The organism is Microbacterium sp. A93 (assembly GCF_051842835.1).
In genome coordinates, this window is sequence record NZ_JBPXMT010000002.1 from 296,327 (window position 1) to 310,009 (window position 13,683).

At 64.8% G+C, this 13,683-nt stretch carries 13 protein-coding genes; 5 read left to right on the forward strand and 8 right to left on the reverse strand.

Features of this window, described 5'->3' with window-relative positions; genetic code table 11:
• Nucleotides 1–178 precede the first annotated feature (178 nt).
• Entirely contained in the window at nucleotides 179–379 is a 201-nt protein-coding gene (locus ACSU1G_RS05635; RefSeq protein ID WP_439278940.1) for a ferredoxin, read from the forward strand.
• Between the two features lie 245 nt (nucleotides 380–624).
• Here ACSU1G_RS05635 and ACSU1G_RS05640 read toward each other — a convergent pair whose 3' ends face one another.
• From ACSU1G_RS05640 to ACSU1G_RS05655, 4 genes are all read right to left on the reverse strand, one after another.
• Complete coding sequence (locus tag ACSU1G_RS05640) at nucleotides 625–2,100, reverse strand: aldehyde dehydrogenase (protein WP_439278941.1); 1,476 nt, start codon at nucleotides 2,098–2,100, stop codon at nucleotides 625–627.
• A gap of 79 nt (nucleotides 2,101–2,179) precedes the next feature.
• Complete coding sequence (locus ACSU1G_RS05645; protein WP_439278942.1) at nucleotides 2,180–2,653, reverse strand: nuclear transport factor 2 family protein; 474 nt, start codon at nucleotides 2,651–2,653, stop codon at nucleotides 2,180–2,182.
• 9 nt (nucleotides 2,654–2,662) lie between these two features.
• Nucleotides 2,663–4,246, reverse strand: coding sequence for a GMC family oxidoreductase (locus ACSU1G_RS05650; protein ID WP_439278943.1), 1,584 nt, complete (start codon nucleotides 4,244–4,246; stop codon nucleotides 2,663–2,665).
• Between the two features lie 125 nt (nucleotides 4,247–4,371).
• Entirely contained in the window at nucleotides 4,372–4,806 is a 435-nt protein-coding gene (locus ACSU1G_RS05655; RefSeq protein ID WP_439278944.1) for a nuclear transport factor 2 family protein, read from the reverse strand.
• A gap of 826 nt (nucleotides 4,807–5,632) precedes the next feature.
• On the opposite strand from ACSU1G_RS05655, the gene ACSU1G_RS05660 reads away from it, so the two are divergent.
• The 4 genes from ACSU1G_RS05660 to ACSU1G_RS05675 all read left to right on the forward strand — a co-directional run bounded on the left by ACSU1G_RS05660 (nucleotide 5,633) and on the right by ACSU1G_RS05675 (nucleotide 9,508).
• Nucleotides 5,633–6,586, forward strand: coding sequence for an alpha/beta hydrolase (locus ACSU1G_RS05660; protein ID WP_439278945.1), 954 nt, complete (start codon nucleotides 5,633–5,635; stop codon nucleotides 6,584–6,586).
• A complete protein-coding gene (locus ACSU1G_RS05665) occupies nucleotides 6,587–8,194 on the forward strand; it encodes a flavin-containing monooxygenase (protein ID WP_439278946.1) in 1,608 nt (535 codons plus the stop codon).
• Nucleotides 8,195–8,609: 415 nt separating this feature from the next.
• Nucleotides 8,610–9,128 (forward strand): acyl-CoA thioesterase, encoded by a 519-nt coding sequence (locus tag ACSU1G_RS05670; protein WP_439278947.1) that lies wholly within the window; start codon nucleotides 8,610–8,612, stop codon nucleotides 9,126–9,128.
• Nucleotides 9,092–9,508, forward strand: a complete 417-nt coding sequence (locus tag ACSU1G_RS05675; protein WP_439279403.1) for a hypothetical protein — start codon at nucleotides 9,092–9,094, stop codon at nucleotides 9,506–9,508. Before ACSU1G_RS05670 ends, ACSU1G_RS05675 begins: the two co-directional genes overlap by 37 nt.
• 139 nt (nucleotides 9,509–9,647) lie before the next feature.
• On the opposite strand, the gene ACSU1G_RS05680 is transcribed toward ACSU1G_RS05675, so the two are convergent.
• From ACSU1G_RS05680 to ACSU1G_RS05695, 4 genes are read right to left on the reverse strand one after another with little or no spacing between them, the layout of a single operon-like run.
• Nucleotides 9,648–11,135, reverse strand: coding sequence for an aldehyde dehydrogenase family protein (locus tag ACSU1G_RS05680; protein WP_439278948.1), 1,488 nt, complete (start codon nucleotides 11,133–11,135; stop codon nucleotides 9,648–9,650).
• Nucleotides 11,132–11,605, reverse strand: a complete 474-nt coding sequence (locus ACSU1G_RS05685; protein ID WP_439278949.1) for a MaoC family dehydratase — start codon at nucleotides 11,603–11,605, stop codon at nucleotides 11,132–11,134. The genes ACSU1G_RS05680 and ACSU1G_RS05685 overlap by 4 nt, the downstream gene beginning before the upstream one ends.
• Nucleotides 11,602–12,492, reverse strand: coding sequence for an HpcH/HpaI aldolase/citrate lyase family protein (locus ACSU1G_RS05690; RefSeq protein WP_439278950.1), 891 nt, complete (start codon nucleotides 12,490–12,492; stop codon nucleotides 11,602–11,604). Before ACSU1G_RS05690 ends, ACSU1G_RS05685 begins: the two co-directional genes overlap by 4 nt.
• Complete coding sequence (locus tag ACSU1G_RS05695; RefSeq protein WP_439278951.1) at nucleotides 12,492–13,676, reverse strand: acyl-CoA dehydrogenase family protein; 1,185 nt, start codon at nucleotides 13,674–13,676, stop codon at nucleotides 12,492–12,494. The genes ACSU1G_RS05690 and ACSU1G_RS05695 overlap by 1 nt, the downstream gene beginning before the upstream one ends.
• Between the last annotated feature and the right edge of the window lie 7 nt (nucleotides 13,677–13,683).

The following is a 13,683-nucleotide window of genomic DNA, read 5'->3' on the forward strand; positions in this document are numbered from 1 at the left end:
TGTGGTGGCCTGAGAAATAGACCGAGCTGCCGCGAAACACGTCCTTGTATCTACTAATTATTATAATAGACTGTCCTATAGGCACAGTCCAGAGCCCACCAGAGATTCGTCGAATCGTCCGGAATGGACCAGAGACCGGCTCGCCACTGCAGTGGCACCACAATCAGAAGGAGTACTGATGCGCATTAATCTCGACCGGAATGTCTGTCAGGGACACGGCCTCTGTCAGATGAACGCTCCACACCTGTTCACGCTCTCCGAAGAGGACGGCCTTGCCATCCAGCCGAGCAATCCGATTCCGCAGGAGTACGAGGAGGAGGGACGCCTGGCGGTGGCCAGCTGCCCCGAGTTCGCCCTCTCCCTCATCGAAGAGGACTGACAGGTCAACGCCTGTCCTGCCGGAGCAGTTCCCGGCGGGAGGTTTCCCCACGAAGGCCCCGCCGGCGCTCTGGCGGGGCCTTCGTCGTTTCACGGGGTGTCGGCCGCACCCCTCCCCCGGAACCATCCGGAGGCGGTCTACTGGAGCTACTCGCTGGGGACTGCTCCATCCGGGGAGAGCAGAAGAGGGGGTCGGCCGATCGGCCGACCCCCTCACTCCACGCGGACCCTGGGGATCTCAGCGGACTACGGGTTCATGATGAGCTTGGTCTCGAGGAACTCCTCCATGCCCTCGACACCGCCCTCGCGGCCCAGACCGGACTGCTTGTATCCACCGAAGGGCTGGATCACGTTCATGGTCCAGGAGTTGATCCCGATCTGCCCGGTCTTCACCCGACGTGCGATCTTCTCGGCAGCCGCATTGTCCTTGGCGAAGACGGCCCCGGACAGGCCGTAGTCGGTGCCGTTGGCGATCTCGATGGCGTCCTCGATCGTGTCATAGGGGATCACGGTCAGCACGGGGCCGAAGATCTCCTCCTGGGCGATCCGCATGTCCGGCGTGACGTCGGCGAAGAGGGTCGGCTCCACGAACCAGCCCTGATCCAGCCCCGGGGGGCGGCCGCCGCCGGTGACCAGCCTGGCGCCTTCGTTCTTGCCGATCTCGATGTAGCTTTCGACCCGGTCGCGCTGGCGCTCCGCGGCGAGGGGCCCGAGGACGGTGTCGCTTTCCCGAGGATCACCGATCTTGAGGCTTTCCATGACCGACTTGATGCGTTCGACGACCTCGTCCTGACGCTGGCGAGGGACGAGGATGCGGGTCAGTGCGGCGCAGACCTGGCCACTGTGACCGATGCCGAAGAACACCAGGTTCGGGAACACGGTGTCCAGATCGACGTCATCCGTGATGATCGCGGCCGACTTACCGCCCAGCTCGAGGGTGACCGGGGCGATGCGCTCGGCGGCGATGCCCATGATCTTCCGGCCGGCGGCAGTGCTGCCGGTGAAGGTGATCATGTCCACGTCCCTGTGTCGTACCAGGTGCTCGCCAGCCTCCCGACCGGCCGGAAGCATGCTGACGACACCTTCGGGAAGCCCGGCCGCCTCGATGGCCTCGGCCAACATCATCATGCTGACCGGACCCTCCGGGGCCGGCTTGACCACGACGGTGCAACCGGCGGCCAGCGCCGGACCGAACTTCAGCGAGGCCGTGGCCACGGGGCCGTTCCACGGCAGGATGGTGGCCACGACGCCGACCGGCTCGCGCACAATCGTGCCCGTGCCGCCGTCCCAGGTGCGGTCCTCCTCGAAGCTGAAGCGCTCGTGCAGGCTGGTGACGTCATCCCACACCTTCACGGCATTGGCGTGGAAGGCATCGGCGGATGCGGCCGGGGCGCCGATCTCTGCCGTGAACGAGGCGGCCATGGCTTCGACGCGGTTCTTGACCTCCTGGCCCACCCGGCCCAGGATCTCAGCGCGCTCGGCCGGGGACATCCGGGGCCAGGGCCCCTCGTCGAAGGCTTTGCGGGCGGCGGCGACGGCGGCGTCCATGTCCGCGTTCATCGCCTCCGGCACGGAGGCGATCACCTGACCGGTGATGGGCGAGACGACCTCGATCCTGGCATCGGAGGATGGTTCGACCCAGCGACCGCCGATGAAGAGCTGGTGGTAGCTCGGCACAGTGGCGTCGGTCGTGGTATCAGCGGGAGATGAGGTGGTGGTCATGACTGCTCCTTGGGGGTGGCGGATCGTGCTGTCGATGGAAGGGTGGCGGGGCACGGGCATAGGTGTGCAGCTGGGGTGATCATGAAGACTGCACCGGTGCGGGCGGAGGTTCCAGCAACGCGTGGGCCGCGCGGCGGCTGATCTTCCACCCGTGTTGACCGCGGACATAGGTGTCGGCGTAGTAGCCCACGGACTCATCGCGGCGGCCATCAGGGTTGAGCACGAACGCGTGCAGGTAGACCGTCGCCGTGGCGTCATCCCCCTCCACGTCGATCCGGTGGTTGAGCGCCAGGTGGCACCGTGACGTCGTGTTCTGGATGAGCGTGGCGAAGAACGCGCGGATGTCCGCCTGCCCGCGCACGACCCCCATGCCGAATGCCGAGGTGTCCCACTCGGCGTCGTCGGTGAAGACGTCCATCAGGGCGCCCAGGTCGGAGTTGTCCACGGCCCAGGAATACGCGTGCGTCAGCTGTCGGATGGACTCGACATCGGCCAGGCGCTCCGGCGTCAGGGATGGTGCCGCGTTCATGGTCTTCTCCTCGTGGTCTGTCATCGCCGGTCCTCAGGAGGCCGCGGAGACGAAGTCGGCCTGAGGCTCGACCGCCCCGGTGCCGTGGTGGAACCAGTCGGCGAGGCGCTCGCCGATCATGAACGCCGTCAGGTTGGTCAGACCGGTCGTGACGTTGACCATCACGGAGGCGTCGGCCACCCAGAGGTTCCGTGCCCCGTGTACGCGCAGGTACTGGTCCACGACAGCCTGCGGATCGCCTGCCGCACCCATGCGGGCGGTTCCGGCGCAGTGCAGGGAGGTGGAGGCGAAGGAGCGGATGTAGGCCTCGAGCTTCTCGTCGTCCCTCATGGTCTCCTCGTCCAGGAAGCAGATCTCGTCGATCTCCTCCCTCATCGGCGAGGAGTTGACCATGGCCCAGGACCTACGCATGGACTCCATCAGGCGCTTGATGTCCAGCGGGTGAGACAGGAAGTTCACATGGATCTCCGGCTGGACGGCAGGGTCGGCCGAGGACAGCGTGACCCAGCCCACGGAATGGGGCTTGGCCAGAAGGTTGTTCATCATCAGGGCCTTCTTGCCCTTGGTCTCGGCCGGGATGTTCATCGTCGCCGGGTCGAGCACCGCGGCGAAGATCATCATGTCGTCGATCAGGTTCTCGGTACCAGTGCTGTACTTGACCTGCGCACGCACCCCGCCCTTCTCGGTCTTCTCCTTCAACAGGGCCACCATCGGGGAGAACGGATGGTCCTGGAGGTTCTGACCGACGGCCTCGTTGACCACGACGGGCTCGATCCCGTGCCGCTCCAGGACCGCGCGCGGCCCGATGCCGGAGAGCATCAGCAGGTGCGGGGTATGGAAGGCGCCGCCGGCCAGCACCACGCGGTCCGCCGTGATGGTCTCGATCACGCCGTCCTTCTCGACCTCGACGCCGACGGCGGTCTGCCCCTGGAACAGGATCCGGCGCGCCAGGGTGTCGGCGCGGATCTCCAGGTTCGGGCGATCACGGGCCTCGGCGAGGTAGGTCACCAGGGCGCCGGCGCGGACCTCATCCTCGCCCATGAGGTTGCGCGGCACGGCGCCGTAACCGGACGAGGACTCCGCGTTGAAATCGTCCACCCTCGGGAAGCCCTGGTCGGCACAGGACGTGGCGAAGGCCTGGGTGATCCGCGGCCAGTTGTCCTCGAAGTGGCGCTTGATGGGGATGGGTCCGCTGTTGCCGTGTCCCGGGGCATGCGGGAAGTCCACATCGTTCTCGAGCTTGGCGAAGAAGGGCAGGGTCTTCTCGTAGGACCACTCGTCATTGCCCGCGGCGACCCAGGTATCGAGGTCCTCCTTGGTGGCCCGCTGGGCAATCGCGGCATTGACGGATGAGGAGCCCCCGACCACGCGGCCGCGCGGGTACGGCATGGCCTCACGGGCGTCCTGGGGCTCCAAGAAGTACGCCTTCAGGCCCCAGTCGTGCGCATCGACACTCATTTCCCTGGCATCGCGGACATCCGCCGGCAGGCTTTCTGAGTCCGCGTAGTCCGGGCCGGCCTCGACGAGGAGGACCTGCTGCTCCGGGTCTTCGGTCAAGCGGGCCGCCATGGCGGCGCCGCCGCTGCCGGCCCCGATGATCACGGTGGTCAATGACATGGCTATCTCCTTGGGTTGAGGCTGACCCTCCGGCCAAGCCGGGCCGTTGAGTGCAGGTTATTCAATGCATTGTCAGGGGTGGGTTAACGCGTCCGCGAGAAACCCCTGCGGCGCTGCCCGACTGGTCACAGTGAGGTGGGGGCAGCCAGAAGAGGGGAGATCACCCTGCTCTGGAACTTCCAACCTGCGCCCGTTCGCGCGTAGGCATCCTCATACAGCAACAGGTTCTCGGCGCGACTGCCGTCCGGGTTGAGGACGAAGGCTTGGCAGTAGACCTTCCCGGTTGCGGTGTCCCCCGCCACGTCCACCAGGTGGTTCATCATCAGGTGCACGCAACCGCCCAAACCCTCGATCATGGACCGGAACCCCTCGCGGACCCCGCTGGCCCCGTCGAAGGCGGCCGGCGCACCGAGGGAACGCATATCGAAGACGCCGTCCTCCGTGAAGAGGCCGACCAGGTCCTCCAGATGGGAGGTGTCGATGGCCCAGGCATAGTCATGGGTGAGACGGCGGATCTGCTCGAGATCCACGTCGATGGCTTCAATCGTTGGGTTGGTCATGCGCGTGACTGCTCCTCGATGTGGCGGAATATGTTAGGTGCCCTCGATGGGTCACGTCAATCCACGGATCTGTAATCCAGGTCACAATTCCTGCAGATGATTAGGACCATATGCGCAACATCGGGGAGAGTCAATGTCTCGAGGGGACTCAGATGCAATCTCCGCGTCGTCGAGGCCGTGCCCCACCTATTGATCCCCGCGAAATCCTCCGTGGCCCCGACGGCAAGGCGACGATGGGGCATGGCTGACAGGGACGTGTCGGACTGGAACCGGGACCATGAAGGACCGGCCTGGCCAGAAAGCGCGCAAGTACTCCTTCGACATCCACAAGGGCCTACAGCGGGTGTGGACCATCAGCGGCTGAAGCCGATGGGGTTGGAAGTCACTTCCAGCCCCGAGCCCGACACCCCGACCCCGACCGACCTGGTCGTCAATACATGCAAGGTGACTCCGCTCCAGGCATGGTCGGGAACCGGCTCGATCTCCTGCGGCGCCGAATCCGCCTTTGACCCGTGGTGCACGCTGCCGTCAAGAAGTTGCTCACGTCGAGCAGGGTCGCGTGGATCTCGGCGGCCCCTTGAGATGGCGCGAACTCATCAATCTCCGACTGCGGAGTTGCTCAACATCTGAGCCCGACAGCAATATCGCCCACGGTGGCACGGTTCATGTCAGACCGCAGACAGGCCAGAACATTCGAGCGGCTTATCTATGCAAGATGCATCGAATGATTGCACGATGCATCGATCATCATTAGTGTGGTGCGCGTCACATCAATGACTCCATATGATGACCAGAGTTTAGACGCATTCACTTGAGGAGAGTCGTCATGGCACTTGACAACGCAAGCGTTAGCTTTCTCGAAATGGCTGCTGCAGCCGCCGGACCGGATGCCCCTCCAGCCTGGGAGCAGACGCCTCAGCAGGCTCGTGAAGGCGCTTCTGCGATGACCCCCATGTTTGGTGAGGGTCCTGCCATGCACAGCACCGAGAACATCGAGTTGACCGGCTGGGACGGGGGGCGTTTCGAGATCCGGATCCACCGACCCGTTGCCGAACCGGAGGCTGTTTTCGTCTACCTGCACGGTGGCGGCTGGGTCGTGAGCGACATCGACAGCTTTGACACGTTGGGTCGAATGCTCGCCCACCAATCTGGGGCGACCGTTGTTCTGGTCAACTACCGCAAGGCCCCCGAGAATCCTTTCCCTGCGGCCCTTGAGGACGCCTGGACAGCATTGAACTGGACCGCAGATCGTTTAGGTGAGCTGGCTCACGGGAAAGCCCCCCTGTATGTCGGAGGTGACAGCGCCGGAGGCAATCTGGCGGCGGTGGTGGCTCTCCGCAGCAAGGACCAGGGCAAACCGAAAATTGCCCGTCAGTTCTTGATCTACCCGGTGGCTGACGCGGACTTCACCCGCCCCAGCTACCTTGAAGCTGAAAACCAGACCCTGCTCCCCAAGGAGTTCATGGCCTGGTTCTGGGACCACTATGTCCCAGATCATGACCAGCGAAGCAACCCCGAGGCCTCTCCGCTACAGGCTGAGGACCTTTCCGGCGTAGCCCCGGCGTTCCTGGTGACGGCAGCACATGACGTGCTCCGTGACGAGGGAGAGGCCTACGCTGACCGCTTGCGTGAGGCCGGAGTTGATGTGGAATCCCACCGATGGCCAGGTCAGATGCACGGCTTCTTCAGCATGGTCAACGTCTTGCCAGCCAGTGCCGAGGTCATGAAACTGATCGCCGAAGCTGTCCGCACACCCGCAACCCAAGCTCAGGAGGCGTAAATGCGCGCACCCAACCATGTAGATGCAGTGATCATCGGAGCCGGATTCTCTGGCTTGTACATGCTGAAACGCCTGCGGGACCAAGGTCTCAGCGCCGTGGTGCTGGAACGCGGTGACGGGGTGGGCGGCACCTGGTATTGGAACCGATACCCCGGTGCGAAGTGCGATGTGGAAAGCCCGTACTACTCATTCTCCTTCGACCCGGAGTTGGATCAGGAATGGGAATGGACTGAACGCTATCCGGCCCAGCACGAGTTGATGGCGTATATGAACCACGTGACCGACCGTTATGACCTGCGAAAGGACATCCGCTTCGAGACCACTGTTGCTTCAGCGGTCTATGACGAATCGGACAATCTGTGGCAGATCACCTCGGTCGGCCCAGAGGGTGGGCAGCTGACCAAGGCCCGCTACTGCATCATGGCCACCGGATGTCTCTCTGTTCCAAACGTTCCAGACCTCGAAGGTCTGGACGACTTCAACGGTGCCGTCTACCACACTGGCAATTGGCCGCACGAGGGCGTCGATTTCACCGGCATGCGCGTCGGAGTCATCGGCACCGGATCATCCGGCGTCCAAGCGATTCCCGAGATCGCGAAGCAGGCCAAGGACCTCAAGGTGTTCCAACGCTCCCCGAACTTCTGCGTGCCCGCAAAGAACGGGCCCCTCGATGCCCAGTTTGTGGCAGAGGTCAAAGCCAACTACCCGGAGATTCGAGAAACAGCACGACTTACCCCGACCGGACTTCCTTTCTTCCCCAGCAGTGAATCGGGCGCGGAAGCAGATGAAGCCAGGGCGAAGGAAGTCTTTGACGAGCACTGGACGCTGGGCAGCTTCCGCATCGGGCAGTCCTTCTCCGATATCGGTGTCTCCCAGGAAGCCAACGACAAGCTTTCCGGATACGTACACGACAAGATCGACGAGATCGTCACAGACCAGGAGGTCGCGGAGAAACTCAAGCCACGAGACCACCCGATCACCACCAAGCGGATCTGCGTCGATACCGACTACTACGAAACATTCAACCGACCTCACGTCGAACTCGTGGACGTCCGGACCTCCCCCATCACACGAATCACCGAAAGCGGCGTCAAGACCCAAGTCGCGGACTACGAACTTGATGCCTTGGTCCTGGCCACCGGCTATGACGCCATGACCGGCGCGATCATGAAGATCGACATCCGCGGACGCGACGGTGCCGAGCTGCGAGAACACTGGAACGCGGGTCCCCGGACTTACCTCGGCCTTTCTGTCGCAGGATTCCCCAACCTGTTCTCCCTCGCCGGACCCGGTAGCCCCAGCGTCTTGACCAACATGGTGTCCGCCATCGAACAACACGTGGAATGGGTGGATGACCACATCGCCTACCTCCAAAGGAACGGCCTCCAGACCTCTGAAGCCCTGCCCGACGCCGAGGAGGACTGGATCAAGCATGTCAATGAAGTTGCCGACATGACCCTCTTCAAGAAGGCGAATTCCTGGTATCTCGGCGCCAACATCCCCGGCAAGCCAAGGGTATTCATGGCCTATGCCGGTGGCCTCGGAGCCTACCGGCAGCAATGCGACACGGTGGCAGCGGGAGACTACGAAGGCTTCCAGATGGCCTGATTCCCGCCCTGCCCACCCACGACGGTTCCGCACCTTCTTCCGGGAAGGTGCGGCGCCGTCGTCGTGCGTGGGTGTCATCATCCGTCCAGGCCGTCGGTTGACACGTCCACTCGCGGCCGTCTAGATGTCTGGCGTCATGACTTGGCGAACACCGGCGACGTGGCGCCCCGTGAGGTTCATTGCTCGGGGCAGTGCTCCGTCGGAGACCGCGTCCGATCCGTTGACCGAACAACTGCAGTTGCTCGAACAATGCGGTGTTGTACCGGCCGATTGAGTCCCCGAGGCCCGGGTCAACGTCCGGCGCGGTCAATCGGCTGGCTCACCACAGAAGAAGCGTGGGTTGACCACGACCGGAGCGACGAGTTCACCACCGGTGGGATGCAACGCATCCGAGCCGCACCCAGGAGGTATCCGCATGGCGCACGAGTCCGAGACCCCCTGCGTGCATGGCAGTCAGACGGCTGCCGGGTCCTTCGAGGAAGTGTGTTCGCTGCTTCGGCCACACCCCCTGGACGGCGGCCGATTTCTTGCCGGCGCCGCATCCGTGACCTGGGGCGTTCCCTATGGAGGCCTGCTGGTTGCTCAAGCGCTGGCCGCCGCCGCGGCATCCGTCCCGGCAGGATTGTGGGTGCGCAGCCTGCATGCCTATTTCGTCGACGCCGGGGTTGCAAGCGAAGGCGTTGAGATCGACGTCGTACCCCTCCGGGTTGGCCGTTCCACCAGCTGGCGCTCCGTCCGCGTACTCCAAGCGGGCCGTCTGTTGCTGACAGCTGAGCTCACGTTCGCCAAGGACGTCAGCAGCCCCTCTCACCAGTCGCCGATGCCGGAAGTCCTACCGCCCGAAGAACTGTCCAATGTCGGCCCGGCCCTGGCTGGGTTCAACGATGCCCACGCCTACTGGAACGAGGATTCGGCGTTCGACTGCGATATGTGAACAACCCACCGCGGCTGGCCGCCGCGTGTGAGGCCGGACAGCAACCGAGGTCTTCCATATGGGTCCGCGCCGCGGGCGAGGCCCCGACAGACCGCGCCCTCAGTGCCGCGCTGCTGGCCTACGCCAGCGACATGTGCGCGCTGGATCCGGTCCTCAAGCCGCACGGTCTGTGGTGGGGCGACGGCAGCGCCACAGGGTTCTCCATGGACCACTCGATGTGGTTCCATGCACCGTCACGGGTCGACGAGTGGATTCTTGTAGATCAGCTCTCACCGGCCTTGCGTGACAGTCGGGGCCTCGCCATTGCGGACATGTTCACCCGTGGCGGCGAGTTGCTGTGCACGATTGCACAGCAGGGGTCCATGCGGGTGACACGCTAGGTCGGCGCCATGCTCTGTTGAGCAGGTGCGCGACCAGACCGTGTTTCGAGGATCAGGCCCACGCCCCTTGATCAATCCCAAGGGGCATCCCGAGGGCACGGCCGCAGATGCTCCGGCCGTGCCCTCGCACTTCGCTACGTCACACCCGCCACTGGATGTGCTTGGGCTCCAGGTACTCCTGCATGCCCCACTCCCCCAGTTCACGGCCGACGCCCGACTTGCCATAACCGCCGAAGGGGGCGTCCGGGCGCATGGCCCCGCCGCCGTTGATCCAGACCGTGCCGGCCCGGATCTGCTCTGCCACCCGGCGGCCCTCGGTAAGGTCGTCACCGGACCAGACGTTGGCCGCGAGTCCGTACGGGGTGTCATTGGCCAGGCGGATCGCCTCATCGGTGTCCTTGAAGGGAACGATCACGGCCACCGGTCCGAAGATCTCCTCCTGGACGGCACGGGCATCATGCGACAGTCCACCCAGCAGCACCGGGTTGACATACCACCCCTTGTCCGGGAGGGGCTTCGTCACCTCGAGCAGCTTCTGGCCACCCTCGGCCACGGAGCCGTCGATGAAGCCCTGCACCCGTGCCTGGTGATCCGGGCGGATCATCGGGCCGACATTCGTGGCCCGATCCCAGGGGTCACCCACGACCATCTGGTCGAAAGCGGACGCGCCAGCCTCGAGGAACTCGTCGTAGAGCTCCTCGTGGACCAGGATGCGTGCCAGCGCCGCACACCCCTGGCCGCCGTTGCGGGCCCACCGCAGGTGCATCTCGACTGCGATGTCCTGGACGTTGACGCCGGGCAGGACGATCGTCGGGGACTTACCGCCCAGCTCCAGGGTGACGCCCGTGAGGTTGGTTGCCGCCTGCGCCATGATCTTGGCGCCGACCCCGTCGGAACCGGTGAAGGAGACCCGGTCCACGCCCGGGTGCGAGGTCAGCTGCTGGCCGACGTCGGCCCCGCCGATGACGACGTTCATGACACCGTCCGGCAGGCCTGCCTCGCGTATCAGGTCCCCCAGGAACAGTGTGGTCAGCGGCGTCCGGGGGGAGGGCAGGAGCACGACCGTGCACCCTGCAGCCAAGGCCGCTCCGAACTTGAAGACGGCGAGGTTCAGCGGGTAGTTGTACCCGGTGATGGCCGCGACGACGCCCACCGGGTCATGGACGACATCGCTCATGGTCGGATGCGGCTTGTCATAGCCTCCCAGATGCTGGGTCCGATCCACCTTGGCGGCTTCCGCGGCCCAGCGGAGGTGCTCGTCGACGGCCATCTTGACCTGGAGGTACTCCGCCAGGGCGACGGGCGTGCCGACCTCGTTGACGATCGAGGGAAGCAGCCGGTCAGCCGCCGCCTCCAGCGCGTCGGCCAGCCGGTGGATGTGGCGGGAGCGCTCCTCGCCGCTGAGTGCGGCCCAGGCCGGGAAGGCCTCGCGGGCCGCGGCTACGGCACGGTCCACCTGGCCGTCGGAGGCGCCCTGGACGGTGGCGATGACGTTCTCGGTCGCCGGGTTGAAGACGTCCCAGGTCTCACCCTCGGGTTGGACCTGCTGGCCGCCGAGCAGGAGGGTCCGGGTCTCCGGGACCCAGTCCTGGAGCGGGTTGCGTTCGATGTCGGTACTGGCCGTCATGAGGCCACCTCTTCCTTGGGCTTCGTGGCCATCAGGCCCACTCGGACCATGTCGCACACGATCTCGTCACGCTGGTTCAGACCGAGGTGCTTGAACCAGACGATGCCGGAATCGTCGCGCGTCTTAGACTCGCGCTTCTTGATGATCGTGGTCTCGGCCCGGAGGGTGTCTCCGTGGAAGACCGGGTTGGGGAACTTGACGGAGTCGTAGCCGAGGTTCCCCAAGGTGGTGCCCATGGTGAGCTCCGGCACGTGGAAGGCCCCGATGAGGGCCACCGTGAACAGGCTGTTGAGCACCCGCTGGCCATGGATCGTCGTCTTGGCGTACTCCTCATCCAGGTGCAGCGGCGCCAGGTTCATCGTCAGGGACGTGAACATCACGTTGTCCATCTCGGTGATGGTGCGTCTCAGGGCGTGCTTGTAGTGCGCACCCTCCTCGAATTCCTCGAACCAAAGTCCACGCATGGTCATCGGGTTCCTCCTGTGGTGATCAGTGCGGAGCGGTCGAGCCACTCAACGGCCTTGTCATAGTGCGCCTTGTCGATATGCAAACCGCGGTAGCGCAGTGCCCCGGTTCCCTCCGCGGCGGCGGCTTCATAGGCCTCGACCATGCCCCGGTAGAAGGAGATGTCCTCCGCCGAGGGTGAGAAGACGTCGTTGACCGTATCCACGTGCTTGGGGTGGATCGCGATCATGCCTCGGAACCCCAGCTGGCGCCCGCGTACAGCGAACTCGCGCAGTCCGTCCAGGTTCTCCAGGTCCTCCCACAGGCCGGTCAGGGCATGGATGCCCGCCTCGCGGCAGGCTAGCAGCACCCGGCTGCGCAGGTACAACGTCTCCAGCCCTTCGGGGGTCCATTCGTATCCCACGGCGCGGGCGATGTCTGCATGCTCCGCGCTGGGACCGATCATGGCGCCGACACGCGGCGAGGCCAGTGCCACCTCGCGGCAGTTCTGGATCGCCTGCACAGTCTCGACCGGAACGATGTACTCCAAACCGCTCACACCGTTGCGCGCCTCGAAGTGATCCAGCAGCGCGTCGTACTGCAGGACGTCTACGGCCTGCTCGATCTTCGGGGCGAAGATCCCATTCAGTCCCGGGACCACCACCTGCTCGAGGTCACCGCCGGTGAGTCGCGTGGCCAGGGGGTTCACCCGCACGAACAGGCCCACGCCCTCATAGGTGGCCCGGACACGGCGGATCGACTCCGCCACCAGGGCCCGTGCGCCCACTTTCTCCGCATCCGGGACCGAGTCCTCCAGGTCCAGGACCACACAGTCGGCCCCGGCGTCGATCGCCTTCTCCACCCAGGTGGGGCGGTGACCGGGGACGAACAGGATCGAACGGTACGCCTGCATCAGTAGCTCCTCGGCAATCCGAGGACGTGCTCGGAGAAGTAGTTCAGCACCATCTCCTGGCTGATCGGCGCGATGCGCATCAGCCGGGATTCACGGAAGTACCGCTCCACGTGGAACTCCTTGCCGTAGCCGAAACCGCCATGGACCTGCAGGGCCACGTCTGCAGCGAAGAAGCCCGCATCCGCGCACAGATACTTCGCGGCATTGGCCTCGCGGCCGCAGGGCAGACCGTTGTCCACCATCCACGCGGCCTTCTGGACGACGGCCTCGGCGGCATCGAGCCTGACCTGGGCCTCGGCCAGCTGGAAGGCGATGCCCTGGTTCTTGCCGATCGGGCGGCCGAAGACCACGCGCTCGTTGGCGTAGCGCACCCCGCGGCGCAGGGCTGCCTTGCCGATGCCCAGGGCAGCATTCGCGGAGATCACCCGCTCGGCGTTGAGCCCTCCGAGGATGGCACGGAAACCGTGGCCGACCTCACCCACCACGTCCTCATCGGCCACGAAGAGGTCGTCGATGAACAGCTCGTTGGTGTCGACCGCGTTGCGTCCCATCTTCGGGATCGGCCGGATCGAGACCTTCTCCCGGTCCATCTCGGCGAAGAAGAGCGTCATGCCGGCCGTGCGCTTGCCGTTGGGGTCACGCGGGCTGGTCCGCGCGAGGATGAGCATGCGCTCAGCCTCCTGCGCCTTGGTGATCCAGACCTTCTGGCCCGAGATCGAGTAGCCACCGTCGACCTTCTTGGCGAAGGTCGAGATGTTGGTCGTGTCCGTGCCCGCGTCCGGCTCCGTCACGGCGAAGGAGGTGTGCAGCTCGCCGGTGACCACCCGGGGCAGGAACCGGTCCTTCAGTGACTGGCTGCCGTGGTTGATGATCGGCTCGAAGCCGAAGATGCCGATGTGCACGGCGCTGCAGCCGCCCATACCCGCACCGGAGGCGGCGATCTCCTGCTCGACGATGGCCGCCTCGGTCACCCCGAGTCCGCCGCCACCGTATTCCTCGGGGATGGTCAGCCCCAACCAACCGGCCTCAGCCACGGCGTTGTAGAACTCCCAGGGGAATTCCTTGGACTCGTCGTGCTCCATCCAATACTCATCCGGGAAGCCCTGGCAGAGCGTCCGGACGGACGATCGGATGTCTTCGTGCAGCGCATTCGTTTCAAACTGGGTTTCGGTGTTGAGGCCCATACGTCTC